This is a genomic window from Bacillus inaquosorum KCTC 13429 (assembly GCF_000332645.1).
GTDB lineage: Bacteria > Bacillota > Bacilli > Bacillales > Bacillaceae > Bacillus > Bacillus inaquosorum.
On record NZ_AMXN01000013.1, the window covers coordinates 1 to 13,447 of the forward strand.

The 13,447-nt window shown below is 44.7% G+C and carries 16 protein-coding genes and 1 pseudogene; 13 read left to right on the top strand and 4 right to left on the bottom strand.

Features of this window, described 5'->3' with window-relative positions; genetic code table 11:
* Nucleotides 1–43: 43 nt before the first annotated feature.
* Nucleotides 44–280 carry a DUF378 domain-containing protein gene (locus BSI_RS00540; RefSeq protein ID WP_003220771.1) on the bottom strand — a complete coding sequence of 79 codons (237 nt, stop codon included), beginning with the start codon at nt 278–280 and terminating at the stop codon, nt 44–46.
* Nucleotides 281–510: 230 nt separating this feature from the next.
* Here BSI_RS00540 and BSI_RS00535 point away from each other — a divergent pair, with 230 nt between their 5' ends.
* The 5 genes from BSI_RS00535 (at nt 511) to BSI_RS00515 (ending at nt 5,309) form a co-directional block, all read left to right on the top strand.
* Nucleotides 511–1,674 (top strand): iron-containing alcohol dehydrogenase, encoded by a 1,164-nt coding sequence (locus BSI_RS00535; RefSeq protein ID WP_003242185.1) that lies wholly within the window; start codon nt 511–513, stop codon nt 1,672–1,674.
* A gap of 104 nt (nt 1,675–1,778) precedes the next feature.
* Nucleotides 1,779–2,951 (top strand): iron-containing alcohol dehydrogenase, encoded by a 1,173-nt coding sequence (locus tag BSI_RS00530; RefSeq protein ID WP_003242187.1) that lies wholly within the window; start codon nt 1,779–1,781, stop codon nt 2,949–2,951.
* 111 nt (nt 2,952–3,062) lie between these two features.
* Nucleotides 3,063–4,415 carry a glucose-6-phosphate isomerase gene (locus tag BSI_RS00525; protein ID WP_003242188.1) on the top strand — a complete coding sequence of 451 codons (1,353 nt, stop codon included), beginning with the start codon at nt 3,063–3,065 and terminating at the stop codon, nt 4,413–4,415.
* A 58-nt stretch (nt 4,416–4,473) separates the two neighbouring features.
* Entirely contained in the window at nt 4,474–4,845 is a 372-nt protein-coding gene (locus BSI_RS00520) for a hypothetical protein (RefSeq protein ID WP_080030921.1), read from the top strand.
* Nucleotides 4,846–4,904: 59 nt separating this feature from the next.
* Entirely contained in the window at nt 4,905–5,309 is a 405-nt protein-coding gene (locus tag BSI_RS00515) for a YugN-like family protein (RefSeq protein ID WP_003242191.1), read from the top strand.
* Here the strand turns inward: BSI_RS00515 and kbfO are convergent.
* Both kbfO and mstX read right to left on the bottom strand, forming a co-directional pair.
* Nucleotides 5,306–6,289: a potassium channel protein KbfO gene (gene kbfO, locus BSI_RS00510; protein ID WP_003242193.1), complete on the bottom strand. Its 984-nt coding sequence runs from the start codon at nt 6,287–6,289 to the stop codon at nt 5,306–5,308. The genes BSI_RS00515 and kbfO overlap by 4 nt on opposite strands.
* Nucleotides 6,286–6,618, bottom strand: coding sequence for a biofilm formation protein MstX (gene mstX / locus BSI_RS00505; RefSeq protein ID WP_003242195.1), 333 nt, complete (start codon nt 6,616–6,618; stop codon nt 6,286–6,288). The genes kbfO and mstX overlap by 4 nt, the downstream gene beginning before the upstream one ends.
* A 46-nt stretch (nt 6,619–6,664) precedes the next feature.
* Between mstX and BSI_RS00500 the strand changes: the two genes are divergently transcribed.
* From BSI_RS00500 to BSI_RS00470, 8 genes and pseudogenes are all read left to right on the top strand, one after another.
* On the top strand, nt 6,665–6,928 hold the full coding sequence (locus BSI_RS00500; protein WP_003242196.1) for a YuzI family membrane protein: 264 nt from the start codon (nt 6,665–6,667) through the stop codon (nt 6,926–6,928).
* A 40-nt stretch (nt 6,929–6,968) separates the two neighbouring features.
* Nucleotides 6,969–7,646: a zinc metallopeptidase gene (locus BSI_RS00495; protein WP_003242198.1), complete on the top strand. Its 678-nt coding sequence runs from the start codon at nt 6,969–6,971 to the stop codon at nt 7,644–7,646.
* 43 nt (nt 7,647–7,689) lie between these two features.
* A complete protein-coding gene (locus BSI_RS00490) occupies nt 7,690–8,982 on the top strand; it encodes a hemolysin family protein (protein ID WP_003242200.1) in 1,293 nt (430 codons plus the stop codon).
* A 124-nt stretch (nt 8,983–9,106) separates the two neighbouring features.
* Nucleotides 9,107–10,771: a glycoside hydrolase family 13 protein gene (locus tag BSI_RS00485; RefSeq protein ID WP_003242202.1), complete on the top strand. Its 1,665-nt coding sequence runs from the start codon at nt 9,107–9,109 to the stop codon at nt 10,769–10,771.
* 43 nt (nt 10,772–10,814) lie between these two features.
* Nucleotides 10,815–10,929: pseudogene (locus BSI_RS23350) on the top strand (hypothetical protein).
* Nucleotides 10,889–11,287 carry a secondary thiamine-phosphate synthase enzyme YjbQ gene (locus tag BSI_RS00480; RefSeq protein ID WP_003242206.1) on the top strand — a complete coding sequence of 133 codons (399 nt, stop codon included), beginning with the start codon at nt 10,889–10,891 and terminating at the stop codon, nt 11,285–11,287. The pseudogene BSI_RS23350 and the gene BSI_RS00480 overlap by 41 nt, the downstream one beginning before the upstream one ends.
* 13 nt (nt 11,288–11,300) lie before the next feature.
* A complete protein-coding gene (locus tag BSI_RS00475; protein WP_003242209.1) occupies nt 11,301–12,332 on the top strand; it encodes a nitronate monooxygenase in 1,032 nt (343 codons plus the stop codon).
* Between the two features lie 24 nt (nt 12,333–12,356).
* Nucleotides 12,357–12,611 carry a protein YuzH gene (locus BSI_RS00470; RefSeq protein ID WP_003242211.1) on the top strand — a complete coding sequence of 85 codons (255 nt, stop codon included), beginning with the start codon at nt 12,357–12,359 and terminating at the stop codon, nt 12,609–12,611.
* 12 nt (nt 12,612–12,623) lie between these two features.
* On the opposite strand, the gene BSI_RS00465 is transcribed toward BSI_RS00470, so the two are convergent.
* Complete coding sequence (locus tag BSI_RS00465; protein ID WP_003242213.1) at nt 12,624–13,361, bottom strand: protein-glutamine gamma-glutamyltransferase; 738 nt, start codon at nt 13,359–13,361, stop codon at nt 12,624–12,626.
* Nucleotides 13,362–13,447 lie beyond the last annotated feature (86 nt).

Consider the following 13,447-nt stretch of genomic DNA (forward strand, 5'->3'; position numbering starts at 1 on the left):
TCTTATGGGGTCAGTCCCCAGGAATGTTCGGTGCTTTTTTATCCTATCGCATTTCAGGATTTGCTGCCTCTTCACGTGATCTTTCCTCGTTTGGCTTAAACAGCAGACCGAGGTTGATTAAACCGGCGATTCCGACAAGTCCGTAAATGATGCGGGAAAGGGCTGAACCTTGGCCGCCGAAGATGGCCGCTACTAAGTCAAATTGGAAAAATCCGATCAGTCCCCAGTTAATAGCGCCAATGATGGTTAAAACAAGACAAATTCTCTGAATGGTACTCATGTTCTGCAACCTCCTCCATGAATTATTAAAACAGTTATAGATTGTGACATATTGGAGAATCTATACATGCATTCTCCATATTGAGGGAATTCAGCCTTCCCTTACCTATATCAGTTTCTTTCCCAGCATCCTGCCATATAAAACCAAGCGATATGCAACCCGGTGAGAGCTGATTGCTTTACATGTAGTAAGGACATTCTGCATAATAAAAAATCTAAGGAGGAGATGTCATGCAAAACTTTACATACTGGAATCCGACCAAATTAATTTTCGGGCGTGGGGAAGTGGAAAGACTACCGGAGGAACTCAAACCTTACGGGAAAAACGTATTGCTTGTCTACGGAGGCGGAAGCATTAAACGCAGCGGCCTGTATGATCAAGTGATTGAACAGCTGGATAAAGCCGGAGTGACCGTGCAGGAATTAGCAGGCGTTGAACCGAATCCGCGTGTGTCGACTGTTAATAAAGGTGTTGCCATCTGTAAAGAACACAACATTGATTTCTTGCTGGCTGTCGGCGGCGGAAGTGTAATCGACTGTACAAAAGCGATTGCCGCAGGAGCGAAGTATGATGGTGATGCGTGGGATATCGTCACAAAAAAACATCAGCCGAAGGATGCTCTGCCATTCGGAACCGTATTGACTCTCGCTGCGACTGGTTCTGAAATGAACTCAGGCTCGGTGATTACAAACTGGGAAACAAAAGAAAAATACGGCTGGGGCAGCCCGCTCGTATTCCCTAAATTCTCGATTCTTGATCCGGTGAATACATTCACCGTTCCTAAAAATCACACGATCTACGGTATGGTTGACATGATGAGCCACGTATTTGAACAATACTTCCATCATGTATCAAATACGCCGTATCAGGACCGTATGTGTGAATCACTTCTGCGTACAGTCATTGAAACAGCGCCTAAGCTGATCAATGATCTCGAAAATTACGAATTGCGTGAGACGATCCTATATACAGGAACAATCGCATTAAACGGCATGCTTTCTATGGGTGCAAGAGGGGATTGGGCAACTCATAATATTGAACATGCAGTATCAGCCGTTTATGACATTCCGCATGCCGGCGGACTGGCGATTCTGTTCCCGAACTGGATGAGACACACATTATCTGAAAACCCTGCCCGCATGAAACAGCTTGCAGTTCGCGTGTTTGATGTTGAAGAAGCAGGTAAAACAGATGAAGAAATTGCACTTGAAGGTATCGATAAGCTGTCTGCATTCTGGACAAGCCTTGGCGCACCGAACCGTCTTGCTGATTACGATATTAATGATGAGCAGCTTGACACAATTGCAGACAAGGCTATGGCTAACGGTACATTCGGCCAGTTTAAATCACTCAACAAAGAAGATGTGCTTGCCATTTTGAAAGCATCTCTATAAAAAAAGGGGAAACAGCCGTTCGGCTGCTTCCCTTTTTCTTTTTGTTAACTTGTGTTACAATGGAAAATCTGTTTTTTTTACCAGCATTATTTGGAGGTTTTACAATGGAAAATTTCACTTATTATAATCCGACGAAGCTGATCTTCGGAAAAGGCCAGATTGAACAATTAAGAAAAGAATTAAAGCAATACGGCAAGAATGTGCTGCTTGTTTACGGCGGCGGAAGCATTAAACGCAACGGCCTCTATGATCAAGTCACAGGCATTTTAAAAGAAGAAGGCGCTGTGGTTCATGAGCTGTCAGGTGTAGAACCGAACCCGCGTCTTGCGACAGTGGAAAAAGGCATAGACCTATGCAGAGAGCATCACATTGATTTTCTGCTTGCGGTCGGCGGAGGCAGTGTCATTGACTGCACAAAAGCGATTGCTGCCGGCGTCAAATACGACGGCGACGCTTGGGATATTTTCAGCAAAAAAGTAACAGCAGAGGATGCGCTCCCGTTCGGCACTGTTTTAACCCTTGCTGCGACAGGCTCTGAAATGAACCCTGATTCCGTGATTACAAACTGGGAAACAAACGAGAAATATGTATGGGGCAGCAATGTGACTCATCCGCGTTTCTCCATTTTAGATCCTGTAAATACGTTCACTGTCCCAGAAAATCAAACAGTATACGGCATGGTTGACATGATGAGCCACGTATTTGAGCAATACTTCCATAATGTCGAAAACACGCCGCTTCAAGACAGAATGTGCTTTGCGGTTCTGCAGACGGTTATCGAAACAGCTCCTAAGCTTCTTGAAGATCTGGAAAATTACGAGCTTCGTGAAACAATCCTGTATGCAGGCACTATCGCTTTAAACGGCACGCTCCAAATGGGCTACTTCGGCGACTGGGCTTCTCATACAATGGAACACGCTGTTTCAGCTGTGTATGATATTCCGCATGCCGGCGGACTCGCGATTCTGTTCCCGAACTGGATGAGATACACGCTTGATACAAATGTCGGCCGCTTCAAAAACCTCATGCTCAACATGTTTGACATTGATACTGAAGGCAAAACAGATAAAGAAATCGCACTTGAAGGAATCGACAAGCTGTCTGCATTCTGGACAAGCCTCGGCGCGCCTTCCCGACTTGCCGATTACAATATCGGAGAAGATAAGCTTGAGCTGATTGCTGATATCGCAGCCAAAGAAATGGAACACGGCGGCTTCGGCAACTTCCAAAAACTGAACAAAGATGACGTACTTGCCATCCTTCGCGCGTCTCTATAATCCCAAAGGGCGGAATCCAGTCATTCCGCCCTTTCTTCTTGACTTGATTTCACAGATAAGTTCATATAAAGTGAAAGATGAAAACATTATACCGTTATGGAGGGACAAGCAATGACGCATGTACGCTTTGACTACTCAAAAGCGTTGACTTTCTTCAACGAACATGAACTTACATACCTGCGGGACTTTGTAAAAACAGCACACCATAATATTCATGAAAAAACAGGCGCTGGCAGCGATTTTCTAGGCTGGGTGGACCTCCCTGAACATTATGATAAAGAAGAATTCGCGCGCATCAAAAAAAGCGCCGAAAAAATCAAATCTGACTCTGATGTATTGCTTGTTGTCGGCATCGGCGGTTCTTATCTCGGTGCGCGGGCTGCGATCGAAGCGCTTAATCACGCGTTTTATAATACATTGCCAAAGGCAAAACGCGGCAATCCGCAAGTTATTTTCATCGGAAACAACATCAGTTCATCTTATATGAGAGATGTCATGGATCTTCTTGAAGATGTTGACTTCTCTATTAATGTGATTTCTAAATCAGGCACAACAACTGAACCTGCAATCGCTTTCCGTATTTTCCGTAAGCTTCTTGAGGAGAAATACGGCAAAGAAGAAGCGAAAGCCCGGATTTACGCGACAACTGATAAAGAGCGCGGCGCATTAAAAACGCTTTCTAACGAAGAAGGCTTTGAATCATTTGTCATTCCTGATGACGTCGGCGGCCGTTATTCTGTATTAACAGCTGTAGGCCTCTTGCCGATTGCTGTCAGCGGCGTCAACATTGACGACATGATGAAAGGCGCACTGGATGCGAGCAAAGATTTTGCGACTTCTGAATTGGAAGAAAACCCTGCATACCAATATGCGGTTGTTCGCAATGTGCTTTATAATAAAGGCAAAACAATCGAAATGCTCATCAACTACGAACCGGCGCTTCAATACTTTGCGGAATGGTGGAAGCAGCTGTTCGGAGAAAGTGAAGGGAAAGATGAGAAGGGCATTTATCCTTCTTCAGCTAACTATTCAACAGACCTTCATTCATTAGGCCAGTATGTACAAGAAGGCCGCAGAGATTTATTCGAAACGGTGCTGAACGTAGAGAAACCGAAACATGAACTGACAATCGAAGAAGCGGATAACGATCTTGACGGCTTAAACTATTTAGCCGGAAAAACGATTGATTTCGTTAACAAGAAAGCGTTCCAAGGCACGATGCTTGCCCATACAGACGGAAATGTTCCGAACTTAATCGTCAACATTCCTGAGCTGAATGCATATACTTTTGGATACCTTGTATATTTCTTCGAAAAAGCCTGCGCGATGAGCGGTTATCTCCTTGGCGTCAATCCATTTGACCAGCCTGGAGTAGAGGCGTATAAAGTCAATATGTTTGCGTTGCTCGGCAAACCTGGCTTTGAAGAGAAAAAAGCAGAGCTTGAAAAACGTCTGGAAGATTAATGTGAGAAAGCTGACTGGCATTTGCCGGTCGGCTTTTTATAAAATCAGAAAGGTGCTGATGTTCATGAAACAAATGGTTAAACATCTCATCATTGCCGTTTTTTCTGCAGCTGTTCTAAGCATTCTAATCTCCTTTGATGCCGTGTATACAGAGTTTTCTTCAAGCTTCGGCGGCACGCTATCACACTTTTTCATCCACGCCTTTCTTCTCATTGGTTTGCCGCTTGCGCTTTTTACCGATGCGGTACACCGGATGATGCATTTAAAACGATCTCATACTCTTTTCACTAAATTAGGACTCTATGCCGCAGTTGTTTATGTTTCATGGGAATCTGCTGCAGGGCTTGCAGCGGCAATGGCTGTTTACTTTTTAATTGAATGCGCTTTCTTTTTTGTTGGCCGCACGAAAGAAACAACGATTTCCATGTAGTCCGCCTCTGAATGAAGTCTTGTTCTGCGGGACAGGATAAGTGAAAAAGGGGCATTTTGATGATACCAATACCTTCCGCGATAGATGGGCAGTCTTTTCTGCTTCAAGAACTGGAACAAGTAATGAAGCCGCTCGGTTATGTGATAAACGGCGGCTGGGAATACGATCACGGCTACTTTGATTATAAAATTGATGATAGAGACGGCTATTTGTTTTTAAGGATTCCCGTCAATGCGGTACAGGGCAGTCTCGATGAACGCGGGGCGGCTGTTCGGATCGGAACGCCATTTATGCTGAGGCAGGTGTTTCAGGCGGATCTTGACGATTATGCCGAGGGAGGGCCATTCCAATCACTGTTTAATCAATTTTCCGAGCCGGAAAGGCGCGACGCGGAAATTGATCCGGCGTATTTGGATATCGGCGCTTCCCTTGTGAAAGAATTGGAGGATGTTCTGCTGCATTAGATCGCAAGAAATTGGTCTGTTTCGAGCACTTTATATGTAAGAGGAGGGGAAATCATCGGCCCTTCCTCTTTTTGTATGCCGATAATTGTCGTGTTGTGATCAAGGAAATGGAGGACGCACGTTTTGTAAGCAGCTCCCTTTAGATCGTCAGGAACAGAAAGAAGCTTCACATGTTGATCAAGTGTCAGCTTAATTCCGTTCTGCTTAGACGGCCGTAATTTGACTTGATAATGCTGCAGCATTGCCCGGCTGATAAATTCTGAAGTTCCGATGATTTGATTAGCGCCTGCCCGCTCCGCATTGGTGACAAACCGGTCAGTCAAAATCTCGACGATACAGTATGCAAGGGGGTTAAGCCCTTTAACAGATAAAAGAATCAGCACTGACAGCATATCTGCTTCAGCTTCACTTTTATACTGATCAGCTGTCACCATCACTGACTCCGCTTCAGCAACATTGGCCCTTTTCAGTGTCTCATCATCGGCAGCGTGCCCGCGTATGAAATGAACGTTTTCGATAAGCGGGCCTTCTTTTAAAGATTCATCGATCAGCACAACCGTCTTGGAAGGGGCCGTAAGCTGCAGCTCCTTCAGCAGCCGGTTTGATTTTTCATTCCACCCGATCATAATGATGTGGCCCCGCCCTTTGTAAGCGACTTTTCCTTCGATGTAGCGGTGCTGTCTGCTGATTGCGGCTGCAGATAACGTGGCGAAATATGCGGTGACAAAGCTTGCTCCGCTCAAAATCAGCAGTATTCCGGCTGCCTGTCCAAGCGGCGTGTGCGGCACATAGTCTCCATAGCCGACTGTCGAAACGGTAACGACAGCCCACCAAATGCCTTCAAATACCGAAGTGAACTGCTTCGGCTCAAGTACATAAATGATTTGGCCGAATAAAAGAATCAGAAATAAAATAATAACCCCGATTCGGATAAATAACGGCCACCTGAGCCATGAAATAAATATCCGATTTGATTTCATTCTTTTTCTCCTTCTTCAGATAATGAGATGGATAAAATCTGTTTAATAATTGTATTTAATTTCTCGTTTAGCTTTTCCTGGCCGTACATATCTCGTGCCTGCTTCATTAAATCGGCTGTATCATCTTCAAGCTGAATAAGCGGCTCATCGATTTCCGATTCATTATAAAGCTGGATAAATGCATCCAGCCCTTCATTCATTCGGTCGATTGCTGTGCTCAGCTGTTCCTTTTCCTCACTCGTCACTTTCATGGCTTCCATCACACCCGTGCTTTTTTCTAACAGTATGTCCCACTTCCGATGATGTTTTTCAAAAAATGAACAAAACATATAAAAATGGATTTCTCCATAAACTAAAACAAAAAGGATGAAAAAGATGACGATCTTGCAAAGAACGATCGTGGTTTTGATCGGTACGCAGCTGGCGGCATCCGCGGTGATTTTGTTTATTTTCGATTTGAATTCATATAATCACTTTTCTGGCAGCTTCTCCTGGCTTCATTTTCTGAAAGAGCTGGTCGGCGGCTTTTCCTTTTATTTGTTTTCAGCAGGTCTGTTCTTTCTGCTGATCGGATTGTGTGCTCCGAGCCGGAGGAAGAAGCGCATTTCTGTACACGGAAAAGAAAACTCATTAAAATAATCGTAATAGAGAAATGATCATGGAAAAAGGATGATGAAAAATGCTGTTTATATTTTTAACAATAGCCGCATTGGGATTGTCGTTTTGGGCACAATTTAAAGTAAAGAGCAACTTTGAAAAATATTCAAAAGTGGAAGCCTCAAGCGGACGTACAGGGGCAGAAACGGCAAGACGGATTTTAGATATAAACGGTCTTTACGACGTGCCGGTCGAACCGGTAAGAGGCACTTTAACAGACCATTACGACCCGACAAGACGGGTGGTGCGTTTATCTGAGCCGGTCTATTACGGCCGCTCAATTTCCGCCATATCCGTAGCTTCCCATGAAGTCGGACATGCCTTGCAGCATCAGGAGTCATATGGTGCGCTTGTGTTGAGACATAAAATCTTCCCAGTCGTGAATTTTGCATCCGGTGTAGCTCCTTTGCTTTTCTTAGGAGGCATGCTTCTCGGCAGCCTGAATCTGATCGGGCTTGGCATCATTTTGTTTTCAGCCGCTGTCTTTTTCCAGCTGATTACATTGCCTGTCGAATTCAATGCAAGTTCACGCGCGAAGCAAATTATTGTGTCAGAAGGATTCATCCGGAACAATGAAGAGAATGGGGTAAATAAAGTGCTGAGCGCCGCCGCCTTAACGTATGTGGCCGCCGCCCTGGTTTCCCTGTTTGAGCTTCTTCGCTTTGTGATGATCTTCTTAAACGGTCGTAATGAGAATTAACGTTAAGGAGGTGGCCCCTTACCATTTATGGTAAGGGCTTTTTTTGCTTATTTTACAACTGATCGCCATTTTTGTTTTGATTGGCATTACGGCTCTTTTCGTTGCAGCGGAATTTGCGATCGTCAAAATCAGAGGTTCAAAAATTAACCAGCTCATCGAAAGCGGTGACAGCCGGGCGCTTGCCGCACATAAAATCATCTCCAACCTTGACGAGTATTTATCAGCCTGCCAGCTCGGGATTACGATTACTGCCCTCGGCCTTGGATGGCTTGGTGAACCGACATTTGAACGCATTCTTCATCCCTTATTTACAATGACAGGCATGCCGGAACCGTTTAACCACATTGTCACATTTATCGTTGCATTTATCATCGTCACTTTTTTGCATGTGGTGATGGGTGAGCTTGCCCCGAAAACGGTTTCCATTCAAAAGGCTGAAGCTGTCAGTTTATGGATTGCAAAGCCGCTAATCTGGTTTTATAAAATCACGTATCCATTTATTAAAGCGTTGAACGGCTCTGCAAGTTTTCTTGTGAAATTGTTTGGCTTTCATTCAGTGAAGGAGCATGAGGTTGTCATCAGCGAGGAGGAACTGAGGCTGATCCTTTCAGAAAGCTATGAAAAGGGAGAAATCAATCAGTCTGAATTCCGCTATGTGAATAAGATTTTTGAATTCGACAACCGGGTAGCGAGAGAGATTATGATTCCGCGGACAGAAATTGCGGTTATCTCTCTAGAGCAGTCGCTTGAAGAAGCGATCCATCACATCATTAATGAACGGTATACACGTTACCCTGTCATTAAAGAAGACAAGGATCATATTTTAGGGATCATCAACAGCAAAGATATGTTTAAAGCTTATTTTCTCGGACAGCCGATCAAGCTGAAGCAGATTATGAGGCCCGTCATCAGAGTCATTGAAAGCATCCCTGTTCAGCAGCTTTTGATCCGCATGCAGAAGGAGCGGATTCACATGGCGATTCTCGTAGATGAATACGGGGGAACGGCGGGTCTTGTCACTGTCGAGGATATTATCGAGGAAATCGTCGGGGAAATTCGCGATGAATATGATCAGGATGAAACGCCGCACATTTTGAAAAAAGGCGAGCATCATTATGTAATGGATGGAAAAGCGCTAATAGACGAAGTAAACGATCTGCTCGACATTGCCATTGATAATGAAGAAATTGATACGATTGCAGGCTGGCTTCTGACGCAAAAAATGGAGCTGAAAGCAGGAGATGTGATACACGCGGAGGGTTGTGAGTTTAAAATCCTCGACGCCGAAGATCATCACATCCGTTTTATAGAAATTAAAAAAACTGACTTTTTATAAAAAGCAGCCGAAGATTGAGCGGCTGTTTTTTTATGACATCGGCGGTTTTCGGAAAAAGCAATGCTGTAAAGCCTTTTTTCTACATAAGATATATAGACCGGGACACTTAGGAGGGAGTGGCTGTATGAAAAAGGCTTGGTGGAAGGAAGCGGTTGTCTACCAAATTTACCCCCGCAGTTTTAAAGATTCAAATGGCGACGGGATCGGGGATATTCAAGGAATCAGATCCAAGCTTCACTACATAAAAGAGCTAGGCGCTGACGTCATCTGGATTTGCCCTTTGTACGATTCGCCCAATGCGGATAACGGCTATGATATCAGGGATTACAAAAACATATTAAGCGATTTCGGCACCATGGCTGATTTCGACCAGCTGCTTGGTGACATTCATGAGCTGGGCATGAAGCTGATTATGGATCTTGTCGTGAACCATACAAGCGACGAACACCCGTGGTTCATTGAATCCCGTTCATCCATACACTCGGAAAAGCGCGACTGGTATATTTGGAAGGACGGCAAAAACGGAAAAGCGCCAAACAATTGGGAAAGTATTTTCGGCGGGCCGGCATGGCAGTATGATCAAAAGACAAGCCAGTATTATCTTCACCTTTTTGATAAAAAACAGCCTGATTTGAATTGGGAAAATGAAAAAGTGAGAAATGCCGTTTACGACATGATCAATTGGTGGCTTGAAAAAGGAATTGACGGATTTCGGGTGGATGCCATTACGCATATTAAGAAAAAAGAGGGGCTTCCAGATATGCCGAATCCCAAAGGGCTGGACTGCGTTCCTTCCTTTCCTTATCATATGAATGCTGACGGCATTATGGATTTGCTAACAGAGCTAAAGGTAAATACATTTTCCCGCTATCCGATTATGACAGTCGGAGAGGCAAACGGTGTCGCTGCAAAGGAAGCGGCTGAATGGGCTGGTGAAAAAAACGGCATCTTCAGCATGATTTTTCAATTTGAGCATCTCGGCCTGTGGGATGTAGAGATCAATGAAAGCATTGATATCGTTTCCTTCAAACGAATTCTAACAGAGTGGCAGGACAGTCTTGAAGGGATCGGCTGGAATGCTCTGTTTATGGAAAATCACGACCAGCCCCGTTCAGTTTCTGTGTGGGGAGACGACGGAGTGTACCTGAAAGAAAGTGCAAAAGCGCTTGCTTCTGTCTATTTTCTCATGAAAGGCACACCGTTTATTTATCAGGGGCAGGAACTCGGCATGACAAACGTGGCATTTCCATCTATTGAGGACTATGATGATGTCGCCATGAAACGCCTGTATGATATAGAGACAGCGAAAGGCGCTTCACACGAGGACGTGATGAAAATTGTCTGGAAAAAGGGAAGGGACAATTCACGAACGCCGATGCAATGGACTGCTGATCCATACGCCGGATTTTCTGATGCAAAACCGTGGATCGGAATCAATGAGAATTACAAATGGCTGAATGCCGAGACGCAAAAAAACGACAAATCATCCGTATACCACTTTTACAAAAGCTTGATCAAACTGCGTCAAACATACGATGTTTTTATCAATGGAACATACGAGCTCATTTTACCGGAAGATCAGCAAATCTTTGCATATCTTCGGAAAAACGAGAGCCATACTGCACTGATTGCAGCCAATCTGACAGGAACGCCGGCTTTTTTCAAGCGCCCCGGATTGCCATTGTCATCAGACGCACTCATATTGTCAAATGTGGAAACAGAGCCGCACAAGCACATAACATCAGTACTGTTAAAGCCGTATGAAGCAAGAATATATGTATGGCGCTAAACTCCAGCCAAAGACTGGAGTTTTTTGTTTTTATCAAGTTTATGTGAGCGGTTTAACAGGAAAAAAAGAACACGGAACGAATTAGCAAATAGAGCGGACAAATGAAAGGAGAAACAAATGCTGAAAACATTGCAAATCAAAACGACCAAACGAGATGAAATGATTGAGATCACCCGCGAGGTGGAGGCGTTTCTTCAAGAAACAGGTGTAACGAGCGGCGCGGCGCTGATTTATTGTCCTCATACGACTGCCGGCATTACAATTAATGAAAATGCCGATCCCGATGTCAAAAAAGATATGCTCAGAAGGTTTGATGAGGTCTATCCATGGGAACACGAGCTGGATCGCCATATGGAGGGCAATACAGCTGCACACATGAAGTCGAGTACGGTCGGAGCTTCACAGCATGTCATTATTGACAACGGCCGACTCATTCTTGGAACGTGGCAGGGCATTTATTTCTGCGAATTTGACGGGCCGCGTACACGGACATGTTATATCAAAATCATAGGGTAACAGGAGGGGTTTCATGACAGAATGGATGAAAGCATTATCGCTGACAAAACCTGTCATCCAAGCGCCAATGGCCGGCGGGCTTGTCACGCCCGGACTGGCAGCCGCTGTGTCGAATGAAGGCGCGCTCGGCAGCTTGGCGTCAGGATATCTCAGTCCCGACATGCTCGAAAAGCAAATCATTGAAATGCAGCAGCTGACTGATCGAGTATTTCAGGTGAATGTGTTTGTTCCGGAAAGCAGAAAAGAACCGGATGAGGACATGATTAAAACTTGGAAAAACAGAATTCCGTTTGCCGAACAGGCTTCTCCATTCTCTTCAGAGGAAGAAGAATGGAAGGACTTCCATGAAAAAATAAACATCATTCTCAAACACAATGTAAAAGCCTGTTCATTTACGTTTGGCATTCCGCCGGACGAAAGCATTCAAGCGTTAAAGAAAAATGGCTGCTCTCTCATCGGGACAGCTACGACTCCGCAGGAAGCTGTCCTGCTTGAAGAACGCGGAATGGACATCATCGTACTGCAAGGAAGCGAAGCAGGAGGCCACCGCGGTTCCTTTCTGCCTGTCAGCGGGGAATCCGCTCTGGGCCTCATGTCGCTGATTCCCCAGGCGGCAGACGCCGTTTCCGTTCCAGTAATCGCTGCAGGCGGAATTGCCGACCGGCGCGGCGTCCAAGCCGCTCATTGTCTCGGAGCCCAAGGCGTACAGGTTGGGACGCCGTTTCTCATGTGTGAGGAATGCGAAGTATCTGAAACGTACAGCCGCGAATTAAAAAAAGCGCGGGGGACAGACACGCGCCTCACCTCATTGTTTTCAGGTAAGCCTGCAAGGGGTATAGTCAATCAATGGATGAAAGAGCAGCAAACTGAGGAGGCAAACGCGCTTCCTTATCCATTGCAAAACACGTTAACAAAGCCGATGAGAAAGCACGCAGCCAGTGAAAAAGATTCCGGGTACATGTCTCTGTGGGCCGGGCAATCTGTCGGAATGCTTAACGGGCCCGCTGATGTGAAAACGCTGTTAGCCGAGCTTTGCCGAACGTAACTTGATAAACAGAGGTGACAGATGATGAACATTCTTCAATATTCTTATAAAAAAAGAGGGAAAATTGAGTTTGTATTTGAAGGCTGGCCTCACTCAAAAGTTACAATGGCTCCTATCAAAGGGTACTATTTTGTCCGTTTTATTAAATGGAGCAGCTTAGATCCAATCGTGACAAGAAATGACCTCGAAAAAATGGAATGGGCTGCGAACCAGTATTTTGGCACAGCCCCTTTTTATCGAAAACGAAAAGCATTTGAAACCCCATCGTCCCGGAAATAGGCGATGGGGCTTTTAGCGGACGATGCGGTAAAGAGACGGAACATCCAATCTGGTCGCCTGAGACATAAGGTAGGCTGGTTGTACGGCTCCCTTTCTTCTAAAAGAATTCAGCTTATCGATAATTTGCTGTCCGCTTAAGATTCCAAGGCCATGTGCAAAATATTTATCTTCTCCCAGTAAAATCACATTTTCGCCTCTCCACTGCGCTTTTTGCGGATCGAATTCAGGATTCTTAAAATACAAACAATCTCCGAGGAAAAAGTGATGTCCTGTTTCCGTATATATCGGCAATTTCTCATAATGCCAGTCATATAAAATAATTCTGTCAAAGTTGGCATCAAATTTTTTTTCCCCGATTGTATCAATCAAGGCCAGATAATAAATAACAACAATTGCGGTCGCACATTCAAACGCATAAAACGGGCCGTTTTCTGCAATATCCCGAATGGCTTTTGAAGGCGGCATTCTATATTTCAGTTCCAACGCGCCTTCCGGTGAAACCCTCCAATACTTTGTATTCCCATATGTTTTCAAAAAAGTGGCAAACTTGGCTCCGCTTTTGTGCAGCGTTTTTGCTGCTGCAACGATATTCATCCGCAGGTTCAGCTCAAACATCAGTTCAGCAATTGAATGATAATCAAACTGAACGGGCGTCTCAATCATCTCTTTTAACAGCGGATTCAAATTCTTATCAATCTTCCAGTTTTCAATATCTTGGGGACGGAGCAATTGTCCGGATACAATAATCATCTTTAGCCCCCCTTGTTTTTTATAAGATATGCAAAGGGCTTGGGCAATGAAAGTTTAAAAAAACAGAAGGCAGGCGAAAAAGAACT

Excerpts from the sequence above, each read along its gene's own strand:
- mstX (WP_003242195.1), bottom strand. The coding sequence starts at position 6,618 with ATGTTTTGTTCATTTTTTGAAAAACATCATCGGAAGTGGGACATACTG.
- BSI_RS00480 (WP_003242206.1), top strand. The coding sequence starts at position 10,889 with ATGCTGAAAACATTGCAAATCAAAACGACCAAACGAGATGAAATGATT.
- BSI_RS00515 (WP_003242191.1), top strand. The coding sequence starts at position 4,905 with ATGATACCAATACCTTCCGCGATAGATGGGCAGTCTTTTCTGCTTCAA.
- BSI_RS00520 (WP_080030921.1), top strand. The coding sequence starts at position 4,474 with ATGTTCATGAAACAAATGGTTAAACATCTCATCATTGCCGTTTTTTCT.
- BSI_RS00540 (WP_003220771.1), bottom strand. The coding sequence starts at position 280 with ATGAGTACCATTCAGAGAATTTGTCTTGTTTTAACCATCATTGGCGCT.
- BSI_RS00535 (WP_003242185.1), top strand. The coding sequence starts at position 511 with ATGCAAAACTTTACATACTGGAATCCGACCAAATTAATTTTCGGGCGT.
- kbfO (WP_003242193.1), bottom strand. The coding sequence starts at position 6,289 with ATGAAATCAAATCGGATATTTATTTCATGGCTCAGGTGGCCGTTATTT.
- BSI_RS00475 (WP_003242209.1), top strand. The coding sequence starts at position 11,301 with ATGACAGAATGGATGAAAGCATTATCGCTGACAAAACCTGTCATCCAA.
- BSI_RS00495 (WP_003242198.1), top strand. The coding sequence starts at position 6,969 with ATGCTGTTTATATTTTTAACAATAGCCGCATTGGGATTGTCGTTTTGG.
- BSI_RS00465 (WP_003242213.1), bottom strand. The coding sequence starts at position 13,361 with ATGATTATTGTATCCGGACAATTGCTCCGTCCCCAAGATATTGAAAAC.
- BSI_RS00530 (WP_003242187.1), top strand. The coding sequence starts at position 1,779 with ATGGAAAATTTCACTTATTATAATCCGACGAAGCTGATCTTCGGAAAA.
- BSI_RS00470 (WP_003242211.1), top strand. The coding sequence starts at position 12,357 with ATGAACATTCTTCAATATTCTTATAAAAAAAGAGGGAAAATTGAGTTT.
- BSI_RS00500 (WP_003242196.1), top strand. The coding sequence starts at position 6,665 with ATGACGATCTTGCAAAGAACGATCGTGGTTTTGATCGGTACGCAGCTG.
- BSI_RS00525 (WP_003242188.1), top strand. The coding sequence starts at position 3,063 with ATGACGCATGTACGCTTTGACTACTCAAAAGCGTTGACTTTCTTCAAC.
- BSI_RS00485 (WP_003242202.1), top strand. The coding sequence starts at position 9,107 with ATGAAAAAGGCTTGGTGGAAGGAAGCGGTTGTCTACCAAATTTACCCC.